Origin of the sequence: Streptomyces sp. NBC_01498, from assembly GCF_036327775.1 — a bacterium.
Lineage (GTDB): Bacteria > Actinomycetota > Actinomycetes > Streptomycetales > Streptomycetaceae > Streptomyces.
Genome location: NZ_CP109598.1, coordinates 3376901 through 3396959 on the forward strand (window position 1 = coordinate 3376901; position 20059 = coordinate 3396959).

A 20059-nucleotide genomic window follows, 5' to 3' on the forward strand; every position below is an offset into this window, starting at 1 on the left:
TCATGGCGCGCGGGTGCCGAGGGGGTTTGAGGCAGGGGTCCCGGTGGTGATGTTCTGCCGTCCGCGCTCTCCGAGAGGCGGGCCGTCCGCCCCCTTCCGGAAGAGGCGTCCCGCATGCGACGTACGCACCCCCGCCGTCTGGTCGCCGCAGCGCTGCTGGCGGCCTCCGTACTGGCCCCGATCGCCGCCGTTCCCGCCACGGCCGTCCCCGCCGCGGAGCCCGCCCGGCACGTCACCGTCGGCCCCACGCCGGACGGTCTCGGCCCCGAGCTCACCGCCCGGCTGGACCGGACCATCAAGAAGGTCCGCGAGCAGGCGGGCATCCCCGGTGTCGTCGTCGGACTGTGGATGCCAGGCAGGGGCAGCTACGTCCGCGCGACCGGCGTGGCCGACACCGCCACCGGCAGGCCGATGTCCGCCGACTCCTACGTACGCATCGGCAGCGAGACCAAGACGTTCACCGTCACCGCGCTGCTGGAGCTCGTGGACGACGGCCGGGTCGAGCTGGACGACCCGATCTCCGCGTACGTGCGCGGCGTGCCCAACGGCCACCGGATCACGCTGCGTCAGCTCGCCGGGATGCGCAGCGGCCTCTTCCCGTACACGGCGGACGCCGACTTCACGCAGGCCCTGCTGAGCGACCCCGAGCGCTACTTCACCCCCCGGGAAACGCTCGCGTACGGCTTCAAGCACCCGAACACCTTCGCGCCGGGTACGCAATTCCAGTACTCCAACTCGAATCTCGTCCTGCTCGGCCTGGTGATCGAGAAGGTCAGCGGTCGCCGGCTGGCCGACTTCATCCACGAGCGGGTGCTCGGCCCGGCTCATCTGCGCCACACGCTGTTCCCGAACGGGCCCCGGTTCCCCGTGCCGCACCCGCACGGCTACACCGACCAGACGCTGAGCGGCGAGACCGCCGACACCACGCACTGGAACCCCAGCTGGGCCTGGGCGGCCGGCGCGATGATCTCGGACCTGCACGATCTGCGCCGCTGGGCCCCGATCGTCGCCACCGGGAAGCTGCTCAGCCCGGAGACCCAGCGGCAGCGGCTCAGGACGCTGCCCACCGGGTTCCCCGGCACCAGCTACGGCCTGGGGATCTTCAAGACGAACGGATGGATCGGGCACAACGGCTCGATCCCCGGGTACGAGACCGTGACGGTCTATCTGCCCTCGAAGAAGGCCACCCTGGTCATCATGATCAACACGGACATCCCGTACCAGGGCCAGGAGCCGTCCACCCTGCTCGCACGGGCGATCACCACGGTCGCCACACCGGACAACATCTACGACAAGGACAGGGCGATCAGCCCCCGCCCGTAGGCCGTGTCCGGCGGGCATGGCCTCGCCACCTCGGACACCGGCACCGGCACCTGCACCGGCACCGGCACCGGGGTCAAGGACGTTTCGTCCGGGTCTCCGCCGAGGCGCGACGGCAGGTTCTCCGGTGAGACGGGGCTCAACCCCAAGTCTGCGTCGGCCTGTTCGCGGATGGCGTCGGTGATGTCGTCCAGACAGCCCGGCCGGCCGCCGATCTCCTGCCGGGCGATGCCCGCGACCATGTCGGCGGGCAGCCCGAGTTCCTCGCCGCGGCCAGAAGGTCAGAAGCCGCTCACGACGGGTCCGGGTCCGCCTGGTCCGCCAAGATGCCGTCGAGCATGCCCGTGGCCTGGCCGATCTCGATCAGGTAGCCGTCCGGGTCCTTGAGGTAGCAGCGGATTTCGGCCTCGCGGTCGAGGGGGGCGGTGAGGAACTCGGCGCCCTTCGCGGTCGCCTCGGCGTGGAAGGCCGCGATGTCGGCCACCCGTACGTTGAGGAAGGACGACACCGGGTCGCCGGGTTCGGGGGCGGTGAGGATGACGTCGGGCTTGTCGGGGGTGGGGCCGCCGCCCGCGTTCATGATGATCCAGCCGTTGGCGATCTTCACGATGCCGGGGTTCCCCTCCAGCACCACCTGCCCGCCGAAGATGTCGGCGTAGAAGCGGCTTGAGGCCGCGAAGTCCCGCACGGTGAGGAAGTGGGTCAGCACCAGGCCGTGCTCGGGTGTCGGCCAGTCGTCACGGGAGGTCATGAGAGGTGTCCTTCCACTCGGGTCGTGAGTGCTGTCTGCCGCCGGAGGGACGTTCAGCGGTCGGACCAGCGCTCCGGATCGGTTTCCAGCGACGCGCGGTCCCAGCCGGCCCCGTCCGCCGCCGCCGCGTACGTGCTGTGCAGGAAGCCGGTGAGGGTACGGTCCGGGTCGGGGGCGGTGCGTACCGACTCGTACGGCAGCAGGAACTGGCCGTTCGGCCGGCTGTAGAAGGCGTCCGACGGGGTGACCGGGCGGTCGGCGAACCCGGGCGGTTCGGGGTAGGCGTACGAGTAGAAGGCCCCCTCGTCCCCGCCTCCGGGCCAGAACCCGCAGCTGCTCAGCTCGTGCGAGTAGCCCTCCACCATGACCCAGTCGCCGCAGTTCGGGGCGCCGCCGGGATGGACGGGGGCGCGGCGGCCGGAGAACCGGGTGCACGCCAGGTCCATCGCCCCCCAGAAGAAGTGCACCGGGCTCGTCTTGCCGACGAACTCGCCACGGAAGGCACTCAACACCCGCTCCGCCTGGAGGAGTTGGCGCCAGAACAGGTGCGCCGCACGCGGGTCGTACGTGTGGTGCTCGTAGTCGGCGGAGAACGGGATCGCCGGCTCGACCTCGTTGGGGTGGTCCTGGATGGTCGTCGGTACGCCCAGTTCCTCCAGTGCCCGCCCGACCCGGCTGTGGAAATCGGCCACCGGCATGGACTCCAGGGCGACGGCGCGGGCACCGCCGTCGCTGCCGCGCAGCCGCAGCGTGTGGTCGACGAAGTCGAACTCGATGTCGAAGGCCCCGGCGCCGTAGGGAACGGCGGACGTGGTCAGCCCCCGGGGAGTGACGTAGAGGGCCACCTGCCACCAGTGGTTGAGCAGCGGCGCGTGGGCCAGCCGGACCTTGCCGACGATCTGGAGCCACATGTGCAGCGTGTCGCGGGTCTCGGCCCAGTCGTCGACGCGCAGCCGGGGCCAGGCCGCCCCGGCCCGGGTGGTTTCCGTCGTTCCCATGATCGTGGTCCTCTGCTCGGCAGCTTCGGACGTCTCTCCGTGTCGCCGGTCTCCCCCGTTCCACCTTGCGCAGCGTTCCGCTCCCCCGCAACAGCGGCGCCCGGGGACGCCCGCCGACCGGTCGCCCGCTCCGGCGGGGCTCGGGCGTTCATACCGGGGGGCTCGGGCGTTCACACCGGATTCCCACCGTCCGCCGACCCTGTTGGGACGGACGTCCGGCATCCTCGCGGTCATGGTCATGGGACGGACACTCGACACCAGGGAGCGGGTCACGCGCCTGCTCCAGCGCACGGGATTCGACGCGGGTCCGGACGCGGTGGACGCCGCGGAGAGGTCCGGCTTCGACGCGACCCTCGACCGGGTGCTGGCCACCGCGCGGGATCCCGGGGCCGACCTGACGCCCGTGCCCCGGCTGGGGCCGCTGCCGCCGCGCAGTGCCAAGGCCGAGGAGCGCCTGGAGAAGCGGAAGGGCAGGAACGGCCGGCCCCGCGGGACACCCGGCGGAGAGGAGTCCGACGGCGCGCGTGACAGCGACGGCGCCCGCGCCACCGAAGGCTCCGGCGACCCCGACGGCGCCCGCGACCCCGACGACGAGCCGAGCGCCGGCGCCAGTGCCAGTGCGGAAACCGGGGCCGGTGCGGAGACCGGAGACGGGACAGGAGACGGGGCCGGGGCCGACCCCGTACGCAAGAAGTTCCGTCAGGCGCTCAAGCAGCAGCGCGAGGAGGTGACGCTGTGGTGGCTGGACCGCATGGTGGCCGCCGAGCACCCGTGGGAGGAGAAGCGCACACTGCTGTGGCACAACCACTGGGCCACCTCCATCCAGAAGGTGAAGTCCGGTGCCGCGATGCTTCGGCAGAACGAGACGCTGCGGCGCCTCGGCGGCGGTGACTTCCGCGCGCTGGCCCGCGCCATGGTCGTGGATCCCGCGCTGATGGTGTGGCTGGATGCCGACGGCAGCACCGCGAAGGCCCCGAACGAGAACCTCGCCCGGGAGCTGATGGAGCTGTTCGTGCTCGGCGTCGGCAACTACACCGAGGCCGACGTACGCGAGGCCGCCGCCGCCCTCACCGGCTGGACACTGGACCGGAACGCCCACCCCTGGGAGTCCCGTTTCCAGCCCCGCCGGCACGACCCGGCGCCGCGGACCGTCGTCGGTGAGAAGGCCGGCTTCACCGCCCTGACCCTCGTGGACCACCTGGTGAGCCTCCCCGACTCCCGCGCCCACGTGGCGGGACGCATGTGGCGCGCGCTGGTCAGCAACGAGAACAAGCCGTCGGAGGCGGCCCTGGCCCGGATCGTCGCGGCCTACGGCGAGCGGCGCGACAGCACCGCCCTGTTCCGGGCCCTGTTCACCGACGAGGCCTTCGCGGACGCAGACAACGTGCTGGTCAAGCAGCCGATCGAGTACGTGGTGGGCAGCCTGCGGGCCTTCGGCGTACGGCCCTCGGAACTGCCGGAGAAGGTACGCGGGCAGTTGCTGACCCGCACCCTGGCCGGGCTCGGCCAGGTGCCGTTCGCGCCGGAGAGCGTCGGCGGCTGGCCGGCCGGTGCCGCGTGGCTGACCACGGCCGCGGCGCAGGTACGGATCGGCTTCGCGCAAGGTCTCGTACGGCGGGCCGATCTCAGCGACGTGGAGGACGCCTCCGCCAAGGAGCGCCCGGAGCTGCTGGCCCGGAAGCTCGGCGTCGGACGCTGGGGCGACACCACCCGTGCGGTGCTCACCGCCGCCGCGCGCGACCCGCGCCATGTCACGGCCGTCGCGCTGACCGCCCCCGAACACCTCGTACTGAGCTGAAGGAGAGAGCGCACGTGGACACCTGGACCCGACGCAAGTTCCTCACCACCAGCGGGGTGATCGGCGGCGCCGCGCTCGCCGCCGGGGTGACCGCATGGGGTGTGGACGAGCTGCTCGCGACCGGCTCCGGCGGGCCGGACGCGGACGCCTCGACCCTCGTACTCGTCACCCTCTACGGCGGCAACGACGGCCTCAACACCCTGGTGCCCGCCGCCGATTCGCACTACCGGGACCTGCGGGGCGATCTCGCGTACGGGGAGGACGAGGTCCTGGCACTGGGCGAAGGGCTCGGCCTCAACCCGGGGTTGAAGGGCATGAAGAAGCTCTGGGACGAGAAGCGGCTCGCCGTGGTGCGCGGCGTATCCTACCCCAAGCCCGACCACAGTCACTTCCGCTCCATGGCGATCTGGCAGACCGCCTCGCCGTCCGGCCCCGTGCCCTCGGGCTGGCTGGGCCGCTGGCTGGACCACGCCGGAGGGGGCGACCCGCTCAAGGGCGTCTCCGTGGGCGCCACCCTGCCGCCGCTGATGGCCGGGGAGACCACGGCGGGGGCGGCCGTACGGCTCGGGGGCCGGGCGCTGCCGGACGCCTGGCGGCGTACCTGCGCCGAGTTGTCCCGCGTCGGCGAGGACGCCCATCCCCTGCTGAAGCGGGCCGGGACGTCGCTGGCCGATCTCACCGAGGTCGTCTCGGCCTTCGGCGGCGAGAAGGAGCCGGACTCCCAGGACCCCAACGAGCCCCGCGACGAGGACGAGGGGAACGAGGGGGCCTCCGCGGGCGGCCAGGGTCAACTCGGCGCTCAACTCGACGTCGTGGCACGGGCGATCGAGGCGGGGGTGTCCACCCGCGCGTACAGCGTGAGCCTCGGCGGCTTCGACACGCACGCCAACGAGAAGGCCACGCAGTCCCGGCTGCTGGGTCAACTCGACGCCGATCTGGGGCGGTTCATGGAGCGTGTACGGAAGACGGAGGCGGGCCGCAAGGTCGTCGTCGCCGTGTACTCGGAGTTCGGCCGCCGCCCCAAGGCCAACGCCAGCCAGGGGACCGACCACGGCACCTCGGGACCGGTGTTCGTCCTCGGCGAGCCGGTCAAGGGCGGCTTCTACGGCGACCAGCCGAGCCTGGCCTCGCTCACCGACGACGACCTGCGGACCACGACCGACTTCCGCGACGTGTACGCCACACTGCTGCGGAACGTCCTGGACACCGACCCCGCGAAGATCCTGGACGGACACGACAGGACCTTGGCGTTCCTGTGACCCTGCCTCCGCGCTCCGTTCATCTGTCCGCCGGGCACGGGGGCAGGCGGACGGTCACGCGCGTGCCCCGGCCCTCCGCGCCGGTGAGACCGACGGTGCCCGCGTGCGCCTCCGCCACCGCCGCGACGATCGCCAGTCCCAGCCCGCTGCCCTCGCCGCTGTGGGCGGGATCGGCGCGGTAGAAGCGGTCGAAGACGCGTGGCAGCGCCTCGGCCGCGATCCCCGGGCCCTCGTCGGCCACTTCGAGTTCGACGACCGGTTCGGGCCCGGCCGGTTCACGTGTGGTGGGCTCACGCGTGGTGGGTTCGAGTCTGGTGAGGTCGAGTCTGGCGGGTTCGAGTCTGGTGGGTTCACGCGCGACGGCCATGTCCTCGGGGGCGCTGGCGTTCCCAAGTCGTCCCGCCGGAGCATGAGATGACGGAGCGTCATCCGAACATGCGCGCACCCGCCGTACCGTGATCCGTGCCGGCGTCCCGGCCGGGGTGTGGTTGCGTACGTTGGCCAGCAGGTTGTCCACCGCGCGCCGCAACTGCTCCGCGTCCCCGTGCACCACGGCCCCCTCCCCCGTACGGACCTCCAGCGGCCGGTCGGGATCCACGACCCGCGCGGCGGCCACCGCGTCGCGGGCGATCACGGCCAGGTCCACCGGGCGGTGCTCCCCGGCCGGCACGGTGTCCAGCCGGGCGAGGAGCAGCAGGTCGTTCACGAGGCGACGCATGCGCAGCGCCTCGGTGGTGATGCCGTTCATCGCGCGCTCCCGCTGTTCCGGCACGGCGAGGACGCCCTGGTGGTGCAGGTCGGCGTAGCCGAGGACGGCTGTGACGGGGGTGCGCAGTTCGTGCGAGGCGTCGGCCACGAACCGGCGCAGCCGGTCCTGGGTGGCCTGCTGTCTGTCCAGCATCGTGTTGAGCGCTAGGCCGAGCCGGCCGACCTCGGTGTCCTCGCCCGCCGGGGCGACCCGGCCCGCGGCGTGTCCGGCGGCGATGGTGTCGGCGGTGTGCGCCATCGTCTCCAGCGGTCGCAGGCCCCGGCGCAGTATCCACAGTCCGGCACCGGCCAGCAGCACCAGCGCGCCGCCCGTCGCGGCGGCCTCGGCGATCAGCAGCCGTCGCAGCGTGCCCTGCGACTGGTCGAGCGGCACGGCCGCGACGAGGGTGCCCCGGCCCCGTATCCGCTGGGTCAGCAGCCTGTACTCCGGGCCGCCCGGCTGTGTCGAGCCCACCGTGACCGGTTCCCGGCCGCCGGGTTTCGGCAGCGGGTCCGGCACCGCCGGGGCGGCGTCGGCGGGGTCCCGCAGTCCCGGTGCCAACTCCCTTACGCTGCCGTCCGGTTTGCGCAGCTGGAGGTAGAACTCCGGGGCGCCCAGCAGCCGTACGTCGTTGCCGAGCGTCCCGCCGGGCCCGGAGGCGGTCAACTGCTCGGCCACGCGGTGGCGTACGGCGCGGAGCGTGATGTCGGTGCGGTCGGTGAGGTAGCCGCTCAGGGCCCCGTACACGACGGCGTCGAGGGCGAGCAGGACCGTCGCCGCGAGTGCCAGGACGGCCAGCAGCAGGCGCCCGCGCAGGGAGCGGGGCCGTGGCGCGAGACGCCCGGCGCGGCGGGGGCTCACCGGGTGTCCGGTGCGCGCAGGGTGTAGCCGATGCCGCGGCGGGTCTCGATCAGGGACGGCCCCCGCGCGTCCAGCTTGCGGCGCAGATAGGAGATGTACGTCTTCAGCACGCCCGGGTCGCCGTCGCCCAAGTCCCACACGTGTTCGAGCAGTTGCTCATGGGTGAGCACCCGCCCCTGATTCACCAGGAGATGGCAGAGCAGCCGGTACTCGGTGGGAGACAGCTCCACGCGCCGCCCGGCGCGGCGTACCTCGTAGGTGTCGGTGTCCACCTCCAGGTCGGCGCAGCCGAGGACGCCGCGCGCGGTCCGGCCCTCGCCGCGGCGCAGCACCGCCCGTACCCGCGCGGCCACTTCGGCCAGCCGGAACGGTTTGGTGATGTAGTCGTCGGCGCCCAGATCCAGTCCGTCCACCACGTCCGCGCCGCTCTCCCGGGCGGTCAGGAAGACCACGGGCACCTCCGAACCCCCCTGCCGCAGCCGCCGGACCACCTCGAAACCGTCCAGGTCGGGCAGCATCACGTCCAGCAGCACCAGGTGGGGGGCGTGCTCCCGTACGGCGGCGAGCGCGGCACGTCCGGTCGCCGCCTCGGTCACCTCGTACCCGAGGAACCGCAGCGAGGTCGCCAGCACGTCGAGGATGGCCGGTTCGTCGTCCACCACCAGCAGCCGGATCCCGCTGCCCGGCGACGCGTTGTCTGCCCTCATGGCAGGCATCCTGACACCTCGGCCCGTGTGGTGTCCCCCGCGTGTGCCGACCAGGTCGCGGGGCGGTCGTCAGGAAGCGGCGGGACCGGGCTTACAACCAAACGGGGCTCCGGAGGGTCATCTTCTCGCCACTCCCACACCCCGTTGATCATGGCCGAAAGGAAGCCCCTTTCTGTGAGACCCCACCACCGGTCGAATGCCGTCGGCGCGGCGGGCGTCGTCTGCGCCGTCGCGGGCACGCTGCTCGGCGTCGCGTCGACCCCGGCCGTCGCGGCCGTGACATGTGCCTCGCCCACCTGGCAGGCGCAGTTCTACGCCAACACCGCCTTCACCGGCACCCCCAAGCTCACCACCTGTGACAGCTCCATCAGCGAGAACTACGGCACCGGTGACCCGGCGGGTGTCACCCTGCCCCGGGACAACTTCGCCGTGCGCTGGAGCCTCACCCGCGACTTCGGCTCGGGTGGCCCGTTCACGTTCTCCGCCGCCACCCAGGACGGCATCCGCGTCTACCTCGACGGCGTCCGCAAGGTCGACGTGTGGAAGAACGTCTCCAGCACGCAGAGCAAGACCCTCAATCTCACCGTTCCGGCGGGCAAGCACACCCTGCGCGTCGACTTCGTCGCGTGGACCGGCTCCGCGAACGTCAAGTTCTCCTACGCCCCGCGCGTCACCGCCACGGTCGACAAGGTCCGGCCGCTCGCCCCGGGCACGGTGACGGGCAGGCTCGACAACGCCACCGCCAAAGCCGTGGTGTCCTGGGCCGCCAACAAGGAGATGGACCTGGCGAGTTACCGGGTCTACCGGCGGGACGCGGGCAGCTCCACGTGGGCCCATGTCCTGACGACCACCGGCACCTCCTACGCCGGCCTGCCCCCGGTCGCCGGTCGCACCTACGCCTACGAGGTCCGGGCGTACGACAAGGCCGGCAACGTCTCCACGGGCAGCGCGGACGTGTCCGTCGCCGGCGTCGCCGTGACCACACCGACCGGGCTGACAGCACAGGGCCTGGACGGCGGGAACAAGCTGACCTGGAAGGCGGTGCCGGGCGCCGTCAAGTACGCCGTCGAGTCGCGGGCCGCCAACGGCAGCAGCCGGTCCCTCGGCACGACCACCGCCACCGGTCTCACCGACACGGCGGCCCCGCGGTCCGATCCGCGCACGTACCTGGTCAAGGCGATCGACGGGGCCGGCCGTTCCTCCGGGTCCGCCACCGCGCAGGCGACGCGACCCATCGCCGCGCCGCACGAGGTCACCGTGCGGGCCGACGGCAACCGGGCGGCGCTGACCTGGAAGGTCGACCCGGCCACGGGCGGGAAGTACTACGGCTTCCACATCTACCGCTCCACGTCGCTGCCGGTGGACACCAGCGGTGAGCCGGTGCGGTGCGGCGGGCGGTCGGCCACCCCCGCCAACGGCGGGACGTCGTACGGCTGCACCGACGCCGGCACGGCCGACCGGACCACGTACCACTACGTGGTGAAGGGCTACGACGACCGCAGCCAGGAGTCGGCCGCCTCCGCCACCGCGACCGTCACCACGCTCGCCTCCGACCGTGACCTCACCCCGCCGGCGGCGGTCGGCGCGGTCACCGCCGAGGCGACCGAGTACGGCATCAAGCTTGGCTGGAAGGCGAACACCGAGCCCGACCTGGCGCGTTACGTGGTGTACGCGGGGGAGGTCCTGCGCGACGACGAGGACACCATGTGCAGCGGGGCGGAGTACGCCTACGTCGACAAGTCCACCACGCACTTCGTGTACCCGGGGAAGCCCGACGGCGGCGAGCGCTGCTTCTGGATCGACGCGGTCGACACCAGCGGCAACTCGAACTACCGGTCGACCAGGACGGCGGACGTCAGGATCGTCACCGCGCTGGACCTGACGCCGACGGTCGCCACACCCCCGGGCTCGCCCCTGCGCCTGAGCGCCGGGACAGGGACCCGGGGCACGGTGGAGCTGTCCTGGAACGCCGTGGAGGGCGCGACGGGCTACCGCGTGTACCGCTGGGACCGGGCGGCGGGCCGGTACGCGCCGCTGACCGGTGCGGACCCGAACGCGTCCACGCCGGCCACGTCGTACACGGACACCTCGGCGGGCTCCGGCACCACCCACTACTACTGGGTGACGGCCGTTCTGGCCGACGGTACGGAGACCGCTCCGGGCGCGGACTGGACCGTGCTGGCGCCGACGGCGGGCTGAGCGGGGGCTCACGGAGGAGTGGCGACTCGGAGGGCTCATCGGCGAGTTCGATGAGCCCTTCGGTGTGTGTGTGGGGGGGGGTGGGCGTGCGGGACTGGCGTGGGCGGGGTGCGCCGGGCAGGGCGTGGGCGAGGGCGGGGCGGGCGTGGGCGGGGGCGGGGCGGGCGTCCGCGGTCGCTCAGGCGGTGTGGAGGACCCGGAAGCGGTCGGGGTCCGCCGGATCCCGGTCGACCACCTGGACCGGGGCCCATGTCCACTGCCGTACGCCGATGCCGGGGGTACGGGAGAACCGGATCCGGCCCCGGGTGCCCTCGACCGCGACGTGCGGCCAGGCGTCGGCGACACGGGCCCGGTCCGTGCCGTGGGAACGCAGCACGTCGGCGAGGACGGTAATCGTGTCGTAGCCCTCGAAGGCGACGAACGACGGTGCTGCGGACAGGAGTTCGCGAAGGGCCCTGTCGACTCGTACGCCGAGGGGCCCGAGTTGCTCGGGCAGATAGCGCAGGAACGGGATCCCGGCGCCCTCCGCGCCCAGCGACGCCGCCCATTCGGCGAACTCCGGCTGTCCGGCGGGCGCGCCGATCATGAGGTCGGCGAGGCGCCGGTCACGGCGGACGGACCGGACGATCGGCACCGCCGGTTCCGGGTGGCCGACCAGGAGGAGCAGGGCGGTCGCGCGCTGCTCGACGAGTGCGTCGCCGACGTCGGCGGAGGTGAGGGCACGCATGTCGAGTTCGGCGACGGTGGCGCCGCGCGGCGCGAGGTGGTCGCGCAGGATCCGGGTCCCGGTCGCCCAGTAGACACTCGGCTCGGCCGCCACGGCGATCCGGCGGTGGCCCGCCGCGAGGAGGAAGTCCGCGTAGATCCGCCAGCCGTGGGACTGCGCCGGGGCGAGGCGCGCGACCCGTTCCGTGGGCTGTTCGGTGAGCGCGTCGAGCACCGCCGACGAGCAGAGGAACGGCAGGCCGAGGGCGTCGGCCCTGGTGGCGGCGGCGCGGGCGACGACGCTGTGGTACTCCCCCGCCAGGGCCACCGCGCCGAGATGTGCCAGCTCGTCCACGGCCGCCTCGGCGCGCCGGGGGTCGGCGGCGGTGTCGCGGATCAGCGGTTCGAGTGGTCGTCCGCCGATCCCGCCGGCGTCGTTGACCTCGCGAACGGCCAGTTCCATTCCGGCGACCAGGTGCCGGCCCGCCTCGGCCCAGCCGGGCCGGGTCAGCGGGGCGAGGACACCGATCCGGACGGTCGACTCCCGGGAGGGTGGGGGCGTGGTCATGCGGTGCTCTCTCCTTTCGGATTCACGCGGCGGTTCCGGCGGTACGCGTTCATCTCACCTCACTGTGGCGGAGATTGGCCTGCGGGACACGGAACACGGGACACAGGTGCGAGTGCAGGGGGGTGAGCCTCGGCACGGACTCCGGAGACGCCGTCGCCGCGCGCGCCCGCCTTGTGGGCGGTCAACAGCCGGAAAGGGCGCCCCGGGAAGGGGCGCCCTTTCGCTGGGGCACGGTCGGCTGACGCCGTGTCAGGAAGTGGAGTCCGCCTTGCGGCGGCGGCCGAGGACGACCGCCCCGGCGCCGAGGACCACGGCCGCTCCGGCTGCCGCGGCCAACTGCGGGAGCACGGACGACGAACCGGTGCTGGCGAGGGAGCCCGTGGTGCCGGCCGCGTCCACCGAGGTGGCCGAAGTGCCGCCCTGCGGCTCGGTGTTCGGGGCCGTCGGCGTGGACTTGCCGGGCTCGGCGTCGTCCACGTCGCCGGGTGCGCTGCCGGCGGCGAGCAGTTCGAAGGCGTACTCGGTCGGGAAGTTGCCGCCGCAGGACTCGTCGTTGTTGACGTAGTCACCGGCGACGAAGGCGAGACCGTCGCCGGCCGGGGCCTTGGCGTCGACCTTCAGGCGCAGCTTCACGTCGGCGCGGGCGCCGGCCTTCAGCGCGCCGAGGGACCCGACGGTGCCGTCGTTCACGCTCTTCCATTTGGGGGAGGCGGCGGTCGACCACTGGAGGCGGAAGGCGCCGTCGATGACGTTGTAGCCGGTCTTGTCCGTCGCGTGGAAGAAGACGAACGGGGAGACCTGGTGCAGCGTCTTCTTCGTACCGTTCTTCACGCGGAGGAAGAAGTCGGTCGTGGAGCCCGCGACGATCTTGGACGGCAGGCCGGTGACGACCGTGGTGAACCCGCTCTCGATGACGCACTCCGGCTCGTCCGGGTCCGCCTCCGCTTCCTCCTTGGCGTCGGCGAGCGCCTTGTCGGCCTTCTCCTTCGCCTCAAGGGCCGCCTTGGTGGCGTTCTGGACCTTCGAGTACTCCTTGGCGGCGGCGACGCGGGCGTCGTCACTCGCCACGCCGGCCGCCGCGGCCTTCTCGTCGGCGGCGGCCTTGGCCTCGGCGGCCGACACGGCCCCGGCCCCGGCGTCGGTGACGGCCTTCTCGGCAGCCGCCTTCTCCTCGTCGGTCGCGGTCTCGGGCAGTGCGGCGAGCGCGGTCCTGGCGTCGGCGAGCGCCTTGTCGGCGTTCTCCTTGGCGGTGGCGGCCTCAGCTGCGGCCTGCCTGGCCTGCTTCGCGGCGACAGCGAGGGGCGCGTCGTCCGAAAGGGCGGCCTTGAGAACGACGTACGCGGCCTCCTGGGCGGCAACGGCCTCGTCGTACGCCTTGCGCGCCTTCTCGGCGGCCTTCTCCAGTTCCTCGATGGAAACCCTGACCTGGGCGCCCTGCTGTGTCCGCGACGAGGCGGTGGACGGATTGGCGTCGGCCAGCGCCGGGCCGGCGGAAAGCAGGAGGACGGGAGTGGTCACGGCGGCGGTGACGGCCGTGGCAAGAATGCGGCGAATCTTCAACGGAGTCCTTCGCGGGTCCGACATGCGGTGTCAAAAGGTAAAAGGCAGCGCTGCGGATGAACCCACGCAGGCTTCGCCGGTGATCGTATGACCGCAAACACCGTTGCCGAAAGCACGTTAAGAACGGGACACGTACGGCGCACCGCACTCACACGACGGGAAATCGCCCCATATGGGGATAGTTGCTTTCCGTGCACGGGACAGTTTGGTGATCCATGTCACGTGCGGGGCGGGGGCTGGGCAGCGAGGGTCGGGGTCGGTCGGCGCAAGGGGACGCGAAACGCTCGGCCGGGGAAACCCCGGCCGAGCGTTGTGGACGAGCGTTGTGGCCGATCCGCCGCGACTCGCTCGCGATGCCGCCCTCGCGCGTGCGTGCGCGACCACGAGGGAATTCAGGCCGTCGGCACAGTCACCGACCCGCCGTCGGATCAGAAGGTCAGATCGTGGGCGTCTCGTCGACGACTTCCTTGTGCGGTTCGACGACGAACTTCCAGCCGTCGCTGGGCTCCAGGAACCGTACGCGGGTCGGGTAGATGTCCAGGGCGCGGCGGTCACGGTTCTGACCGCCGGAGTTCTTCCGGCCCCGGGCCGGCTCCTCGAAGAGGTCGACCTTGACGTCCGGAACGTCCACGACTTCCTCGCTCCAGCGCTGCACGATTCCGGCGCCGAATGCGTCGCGGGCGGCGGTGTAGAGCGAATCCAGGGATTCCCGGTTTCCGTTGGGAACGAAAAGCGCGAGATTCAGGAGGACACCGGCTCCCTGGAGAACCTCGATTTCCTCTCCCGCCTTGTCGGCGACCCAGATTCCGCGTTCTTCGGCGCTGTCCGGGAGAACGTGGATTTCCTGACCGAAGACGGTCTTCGCGGTGAAGGACCCTCCCTCGAAGTTCTTACCCGGCTCCGTGAGAAAAGCCGGGGCATAGCAGTCGAGAGGAAGGCCATCCATTTCCGCCGAGACGAAGATATGATCCTGGAGGCCCAACTCCGCAACCTCTTCGGCCGTAAGACGTCGAGCCGTAACCTTCTCGGTGTTCACGCCATTCCCCTTTTTTCGTGGCGTCCTGTGAATCAATAGGACTCTATCACGAAAACGCACAGCCACGTTCCCTTTGTGCACGCTTCCCACTCACGGCAGCATCACCAATCCTCCGGGTAATTTGCACGGCATACCGAACGGGGCGGGCACACCCGCTTCCCCCGTGATTTCGGGGATTTCGGTGACCGTGGCCGCCGTCGAGTGAAATGCGAGCGGAATTGATCAAAAGGCGACCCGTCGATCGGACCGTCGTCATTACGGCAGCGCGCACGCGACGGCCGTCGGCCTCTCGGCACATCCGCGTCGACACTTCGGGGCATCCGCCACCCCCCGCGCGCCGGAGACCGCTCGACGCGAGAGCCCGGCGCCGTCGATCGGGCTAACGGGCGGCCTCGTGTCGCGGCACGTTCTGGGTGCGCTTCCCGCCCGCCGGGAACGGGTTGCTACCTGCGGTTTCGCGGTGGTCTTCGAGGCACGGCACGTTCGGCGGAAGGCGGCTGCGCCCGAAATCGTCAGGAAACCCCCGTTCCTCATGCTTGTCTGCCTTCTACGTACCGGTGGTCCGGTGCACGGTGTGTCCCGGTCGACGGGCACCGCCCCCGCCCTTGTCCGTACGCGCTCCGCGAGGAGGACCGTGTCCCAGCAGATGGAACCCACCGGCCCGAGCTCTCGATCTCCCGGCCGCCGAAGGCCGCGTGCCCTGCGTGCCGCCGCTGTCGCGGTGGGTCTGGCGGCGGTGCTGTTCGCGGTGGGGGCCGTCGGGTTCTCGCCGTGGGAGCCGGGTTCCGGCGGCGTCAACGGCGATGATCCGGGGGCGAGTTCGGGGTCCGGCTCGGGAGCGGGCGCGCCCCGGGGGTCCGTGGAGGCGCTCCGGGCGGAGTTGCGGAGGGTGCCGGAGAACTCCGTGGGCTGGGCGCAGTTGGGAATGGCGTACGTCGAGGAGGGCCGTACCGGCGCGGATCCGGCCGTCCACGCCAGGGCCGAGTCGGCGCTGCGCCGATCGCTGAGGATCCAGCCGCGCGACAACTACCAGGCGGAGACGGGCATGGGCGCGCTCGCCGCCGCGCGGCACGACTTCGCGACCGCCCTGACCTGGGGCCGCAAGGCCGCCGCGACCAACCCGTCGAACGCGGCGGCGCAGGGTGTGCTGGCCGACGCGTACACGCAGCTCGGGCGCTACGAGGAGGCGTACCGCGCCGTGCAGCGCATGACCGATCTGCGGCCCGGCACCGCGTCGCTCGCGCGGGCCTCCTACACGTGGGAGCTGCGCGGGGACGTTCCGCGTGCCCGCGCGCTCATGAAACGCGCGCTGGACAGTGCGGCCTCGCCGTCCGACCGGGCCTTCGCGCGGCTCCATCTCGCCACGCTGGCACAGGAGTCGGGCGACGCGGCGACGGCGCTGCGGGAGGCGTCGGCGGGCCTTCGCGAGGCGGGGGCAGGGGCAGGGGCGGGCGATGGGAGCGGCGCGGGTGGTTCAGGTGGCTCACGTCGTCCGGGCGGCGAGAGGGACGACGCTCCGTTGCTGGAGGCGCGGGCCCGTGCGCACGCGGCGCTCGGGCACGACCGGCAGGCGGTCGAGGACTACACGGCGGCCGTGGCGATCGTCCCGCTGCCGCAGTACGTCCTCGGCCTCGGCGAGCTTCAGGAGTCGCTCGGGCGGAAGGCGGAGGCCCGTACGCAGTACGGGATCCTGCGCGCGCAGGAGCGGGTGCGCCGGGCCGGGGGCGCCCCGGCGGACACGGACGCGATCCTGTTCGAGGCCGATCACGGCGACGCGGACCGGGCTGTCACGATGGGGCGCGAGGCCGTCGAGGCGCGGCCGTTCATCGCCGTACAGGACGCCCACGCCTGGGCGTTGCACCGCGCGGGGCGGGACGCGGAAGCCCTCCCGTACGCCGACCGGGCCCTGGCCCTGGGCACGCGCGGCGCGCTCTCCCACTACCACCGGGCGATGATCCACGACGCGCTCGGGAACACGGCGGCGGCCCGCGAGGACCTCGCGCGGGCGCTGGCCCTCGACCCGCGCTTCCACCCGCTGCACGCCCCGCGCGCCCGCACCGCCCTCGACCGGATCGACGCCTCCTCATGAACCTCGCCTCTCTTCACGCCCGCGCCATCCCTCGCACCCTCAACTCGCGTCGCGCGCCGGCCTCGCGGCGCGGGCTCGCGGCCGGACTGCTGCTCGCCGCCGTGGTCGTCGCCGGAGGCGTGGGGGCGCCGGACGCGTCCGCGCACCCGCTGGGGAACTTCACCGTCAACCACCACACCGGTCTCACCCTCCACACCGACCGGGTCGACGCCGTCCTCGTGGTCGACCGCGCCGAGATCGCCGCCGCGCAGGAGCTCCCCGGGGTCGACCGTGACGGCAGCGGCACCGTGAGCGGCGCCGAGGCGGGGCGGTACGCGCGTACGGCCTGCGCGAACGCCGCCGAAGGACTGCGGGTCGACGACGGCGGTACGCCGCTGGGCTTCAGCGTCCGGGGCAGCGGCTTCACGCTTCACCCCGGCGAGGCCGGGCTGCGTACGAGCCGGCTGCGCTGCGCGCTCTCCGCCCCGGCCGACCTGCGGCGCCCGGCGGACCTGACCGTACGCACCGCCTACGACAGCCGCCGGATCGGCTGGCAGGAGATCACCGCGCGGGGCAGCGGCGTCACCCTCACCGCGAGCGACGTGCCCGCCGTCTCGGCGACCGACGAGCTGCGCCGATACCCGGCCGATCCGCTGGCGTCGCCGCTCGACCAGCGCTCCGCCGACCTGCGCACGGCGCCAGGCGGGCCGGGCGGGGGGACGGCGGGCGCCGCGCGGCCCGGCGCGGACTGGGTGCCCGGTCCCGTCACGGCCGTGCTGGACAAGGTGACGGGCGCCTTCGACTCCCTGGTCGGTACGCGCGAACTCACCGTTCCCGTCGGGCTGCTGGCGCTCCTGCTCGCCGTCGTGCTCGGCGCCTCGCACGCGGCCATGCCCGGCCACGGCAAGACCATCATGGCCGCCTACCTCGCCGGGCGGCGCGGCACACCGCGCGACGCGGTGACCGTCGGCGCGACCGTCACCCTCACCCACACCGCCGGAGTTCTCACCCTCGGGCTCCTGCTGCCGGTGGCCACCACCCTCGCCGGGGAAACCGTCCTGACCTGGCTCGGCCTCGCCAGCGGGCTCCTGGTCACGGGAATCGGCCTGTGGCTGCTCCGTTCCGCCGTACGGGGCGAGCCCACCCACGGCCACCACCATCACGGGCACGGGGAACACGGGCATGAGCACGGGCACCACCAGGGGCACCCCCATCCCCACCCGGAGACCCGTCCGCACCCGGAGCCCCACCCCGAACAGCCCGCCGACTCCGGCCCCTCGCCCGTCGCCGTGCTGACCCCCGTCCACACCGGACCCCACACCCACACCCACGATCACCCCCAGCCCCACACCCACGCCCACGCCCATCCCCGCCCCGCCACCGCGACCCGCGGCGGGCTCATCGGCATGGGCATCGCGGGCGGCCTCGTCCCCAGCCCCTCGGCCCTCGTCGTCCTGCTCGGCGCCGTCGCCCTCGGCCGTACCGCGTTCGGCGTCCTGCTCGTCCTCGCCTACGGACTCGGCATGGCCGGCACGCTCACCCTGGCCGGGCTGCTCCTGGTCCGGCTGCGCGACCACGTCGAACGCCGCACCCGCACCGCGACGGCCGCCCGCTGGAAGCGGCTCCGCCGCCTGGCCCGCTGGGGACCCGTCGCCACCTCCGCCCTCGTCCTCCTCGTCGGCATCGGCCTCACCCTCCGCGCCGTCGCCGGGCCCTGGTGACCCCCGTAGCCCGGCGGGCGTAAGTACCTGTTCCTGAACCTGAAGTTCCTGTTCAGGAGAGTCTGGGGCCTCAGTGGTGACAGAGCCGTTTGGCTTGCCGTCACCGAGAGGTCAAGCCGAACGGCTTCTGAGGGGACCAACTTGATGTCCCGTCGGGGCGATGGTGCTGAGACTGGCTATGCGGCGGACCGGTTCGGGCCTGTGACCGGTTCGCGGCGGCTCAGGGCTACGGGTTCGATCTTGTGGCGCTTGACGAGCAGCACAACGATGAGGGTGACCTGGAGGAGGATGATGAGGGCCATGCCTACGGACGCCTGGGGCTCGTCGCCGACGAGGTTGGAGATCAGGCTGGTGTCCCAGAGTCCGTGGACGAGCATCGGCAGCAGGATGATGCCGCCGACGCGGAGGCACAGGTAGAAGAAGTAGCCCGAGGTGGAGACGATGAGGGCCTGGAGAATGGCCTGTGCTCCCTCGCCGAAGGCATTGCTGATGTGCACGAGGCCGAAGACCAGGGAGGAGTAGAGGGCGACCTTGCCTTCGGTGAGTCCGGCCCGGCGGAATACGTGGACGCCGATACCGCGGAACATCAACTCCTCTCCGACGCCGACGAACAGGCCGAGGACGAGCAGGCAGGCCACCAGGGAGAGGCTCTGGTCGGCGAGGTGACCGTAGTTGACCCCGACCAGCGCGACCACGAGCATCGAGATCGGTACCCAGCGCACCCAGCGCCGCACAGGCGCGCGGTAGTGCAGGACCTCGCGCCACCAGCCGAGCCAGGTGACGACCGCCGCCGCGAACACGATCGACGCCCCGATAGGAATCAGTGCGTTGCGCACCAGGGACTCGGTAGTGGGGAACTGGCTGTCGGAGTAGCTGGTGTCCACGCCGATCAGCGCGCCCAGCCCCTGGATGATGGCCGCGTACACGATCACCACCACCAGGAACCACGGCCACGTGAGGCCGCGCCCCGGTCGGCTGTCCTGTGTGGAACTGGTTCCGGCACGCACCGGCTACCCCATTTCGTCTGGTGGTCAGGGGCCTTGCCCTGCCGGGTTGCCCGGCCGGTCAAAGCCGACGTCCCGCAGATCATCTCATGTGATTTAGCTTTAAATCTCCCAAAGGATCTATATGCGGACACTCCTGATCCAGAGCTGACGTAGCCTGCCCCCGCTCTCCTGCCCAGGCCACGGCTTCGTTGCGTGGCGGTCCTGGTATCGGCCTGGCCGCGGACGGTGCCGGCGGTCTCCGGTGTCAGGGCACTCCGGAGGAGGCCGGTGACAGTCCGCCGGGAGACCGAAACCGGTGGCAGGAGGCCGGTCAATGCGCACTCGGGCGTCGGTGGCGTGCATGAGGGCCTACCCGGGGGGTTCCGGGTCGCCGTCTTCGAACGCCTGGCAGGGATCCGCATGATCGGCGCCCCTGCCCTCACGCCCCAGGAGGTGCGGGACGGTAGGGGCACCTGGTCTTAGCCCGGCTTGCCGGGCCCAGCTGGCAGAAAATCGGTCAGGGCCAGCGTCTTTCCGGTCGTTTGTCCTCAGATCCCGATCAAGTGTCTGTGCGTCCACCGTTCGCCGGGCGGTGTCGACCAGACTGGCCGGAAGTCCTTACCACCCGAAGGAGCAGTACATGAGCTGGCTCGATCAGACCCTGCTGATCATTACCGACCTCGACCTCTACCCGCTGATCATTCCGTTGATCGGCTGATTCCTGGCGGCGCGGCGGCCGTCGCCTGGGGGCCGGGCATGTTCTGTGGCTCAGGT

16 protein-coding genes are annotated in these 20059 nt (G+C 72.1%); 7 read left to right on the forward strand and 9 right to left on the reverse strand.

From position 1 onward, the window contains the following. The first annotated feature begins 114 nt into the window (after positions 1-114). The gene (locus tag OG875_RS14330; RefSeq protein ID WP_330174618.1) at positions 115-1323 is read left to right on the forward strand and encodes a serine hydrolase domain-containing protein; all 1209 of its coding nucleotides are present in this window, start codon (positions 115-117) and stop codon (positions 1321-1323) included. On the opposite strand, the gene OG875_RS14335 is transcribed toward OG875_RS14330, so the two are convergent. From OG875_RS14335 to OG875_RS14345, 3 genes are read right to left on the reverse strand one after another with little or no spacing between them, the layout of a single operon-like run. After that, on the reverse strand, positions 1287-1562 hold the full coding sequence (locus OG875_RS14335; protein ID WP_330174619.1) for a hypothetical protein: 276 nt from the start codon (positions 1560-1562) through the stop codon (positions 1287-1289). The genes OG875_RS14330 and OG875_RS14335 overlap by 37 nt on opposite strands. 50 nt (positions 1563-1612) lie before the next feature. Continuing rightward, a complete protein-coding gene (locus OG875_RS14340) occupies positions 1613-2071 on the reverse strand; it encodes a VOC family protein (protein WP_330174620.1) in 459 nt (152 codons plus the stop codon). A gap of 53 nt (positions 2072-2124) precedes the next feature. After that, the gene (locus OG875_RS14345; RefSeq protein WP_330174621.1) at positions 2125-3069 is read right to left on the reverse strand and encodes a DUF5996 family protein; all 945 of its coding nucleotides are present in this window, start codon (positions 3067-3069) and stop codon (positions 2125-2127) included. Positions 3070-3301: 232 nt separating this feature from the next. Between OG875_RS14345 and OG875_RS14350 the strand changes: the two genes are divergently transcribed. Then, the gene (locus tag OG875_RS14350) at positions 3302-4867 is read left to right on the forward strand and encodes a DUF1800 domain-containing protein (protein WP_330174622.1); all 1566 of its coding nucleotides are present in this window, start codon (positions 3302-3304) and stop codon (positions 4865-4867) included. 14 nt (positions 4868-4881) lie between these two features. After that, on the forward strand, positions 4882-6126 hold the full coding sequence (locus OG875_RS14355; RefSeq protein ID WP_330174623.1) for a DUF1501 domain-containing protein: 1245 nt from the start codon (positions 4882-4884) through the stop codon (positions 6124-6126). 19 nt (positions 6127-6145) lie between these two features. Here the strand turns inward: OG875_RS14355 and OG875_RS14360 are convergent, their stop codons facing one another. Further along, positions 6146-7735: a sensor histidine kinase gene (locus OG875_RS14360; protein ID WP_330174624.1), complete on the reverse strand. Its 1590-nt coding sequence runs from the start codon at positions 7733-7735 to the stop codon at positions 6146-6148. Then, a complete protein-coding gene (locus OG875_RS14365) occupies positions 7732-8442 on the reverse strand; it encodes a response regulator transcription factor (protein WP_330174625.1) in 711 nt (236 codons plus the stop codon). Before OG875_RS14365 ends, OG875_RS14360 begins: the two co-directional genes overlap by 4 nt. 174 nt (positions 8443-8616) lie before the next feature. On the opposite strand from OG875_RS14365, the gene OG875_RS14370 reads away from it, so the two are divergent. Then, entirely contained in the window at positions 8617-10641 is a 2025-nt protein-coding gene (locus tag OG875_RS14370) for a PA14 domain-containing protein (protein WP_330174626.1), read from the forward strand. 178 nt (positions 10642-10819) lie between these two features. On the opposite strand, the gene OG875_RS14375 is transcribed toward OG875_RS14370, so the two are convergent. From OG875_RS14375 to OG875_RS14385, 3 genes are all read right to left on the reverse strand, one after another. Beyond that, complete coding sequence (locus OG875_RS14375) at positions 10820-11914, reverse strand: ABC transporter substrate-binding protein (RefSeq protein ID WP_330174627.1); 1095 nt, start codon at positions 11912-11914, stop codon at positions 10820-10822. A 249-nt stretch (positions 11915-12163) separates the two neighbouring features. After that, positions 12164-13474 carry a peptidase gene (locus OG875_RS14380; RefSeq protein WP_330174628.1) on the reverse strand — a complete coding sequence of 437 codons (1311 nt, stop codon included), beginning with the start codon at positions 13472-13474 and terminating at the stop codon, positions 12164-12166. A gap of 436 nt (positions 13475-13910) precedes the next feature. Then, positions 13911-14510, reverse strand: coding sequence for a hypothetical protein (locus OG875_RS14385; RefSeq protein ID WP_330174629.1), 600 nt, complete (start codon positions 14508-14510; stop codon positions 13911-13913). Between the two features lie 634 nt (positions 14511-15144). Between OG875_RS14385 and OG875_RS14390 the strand changes: the two genes are divergently transcribed. Together OG875_RS14390 and OG875_RS14395 are read left to right on the forward strand one after the other, a co-directional pair. Further along, the gene (locus tag OG875_RS14390) at positions 15145-16599 is read left to right on the forward strand and encodes a tetratricopeptide repeat protein (RefSeq protein WP_330174630.1); all 1455 of its coding nucleotides are present in this window, start codon (positions 15145-15147) and stop codon (positions 16597-16599) included. After that, complete coding sequence (locus tag OG875_RS14395; RefSeq protein WP_330174631.1) at positions 16596-18299, forward strand: nickel/cobalt transporter; 1704 nt, start codon at positions 16596-16598, stop codon at positions 18297-18299. Before OG875_RS14390 ends, OG875_RS14395 begins: the two co-directional genes overlap by 4 nt. Before the next feature lie 176 nt (positions 18300-18475). Here the strand turns inward: OG875_RS14395 and OG875_RS14400 are convergent, their stop codons facing one another. Then, positions 18476-19306: a CPBP family intramembrane glutamic endopeptidase gene (locus tag OG875_RS14400; protein WP_330174632.1), complete on the reverse strand. Its 831-nt coding sequence runs from the start codon at positions 19304-19306 to the stop codon at positions 18476-18478. A gap of 571 nt (positions 19307-19877) precedes the next feature. On the opposite strand from OG875_RS14400, the gene OG875_RS14405 reads away from it, so the two are divergent. Continuing rightward, positions 19878-20003 (forward strand): hypothetical protein, encoded by a 126-nt coding sequence (locus OG875_RS14405; protein ID WP_329307903.1) that lies wholly within the window; start codon positions 19878-19880, stop codon positions 20001-20003. The last annotated feature ends 56 nt before the right edge of the window (positions 20004-20059 follow it).

Bases quoted from the DNA above. Each gene is read 5' to 3' on its own strand.
- OG875_RS14340 (WP_330174620.1), bottom strand. From the start codon at position 2,071: ATGACCTCCCGTGACGACTGGCCGACACCCGAGCACGGCCTGGTGCTG.
- OG875_RS14365 (WP_330174625.1), bottom strand. From the start codon at position 8,442: ATGAGGGCAGACAACGCGTCGCCGGGCAGCGGGATCCGGCTGCTGGTG.
- OG875_RS14335 (WP_330174619.1), bottom strand. From the start codon at position 1,562: ATGGTCGCGGGCATCGCCCGGCAGGAGATCGGCGGCCGGCCGGGCTGT.
- OG875_RS14350 (WP_330174622.1), top strand. From the start codon at position 3,302: ATGGTCATGGGACGGACACTCGACACCAGGGAGCGGGTCACGCGCCTG.
- OG875_RS14375 (WP_330174627.1), bottom strand. From the start codon at position 11,914: ATGACCACGCCCCCACCCTCCCGGGAGTCGACCGTCCGGATCGGTGTC.
- OG875_RS14330 (WP_330174618.1), top strand. From the start codon at position 115: ATGCGACGTACGCACCCCCGCCGTCTGGTCGCCGCAGCGCTGCTGGCG.
- OG875_RS14395 (WP_330174631.1), top strand. From the start codon at position 16,596: ATGAACCTCGCCTCTCTTCACGCCCGCGCCATCCCTCGCACCCTCAAC.
- OG875_RS14345 (WP_330174621.1), bottom strand. From the start codon at position 3,069: ATGGGAACGACGGAAACCACCCGGGCCGGGGCGGCCTGGCCCCGGCTG.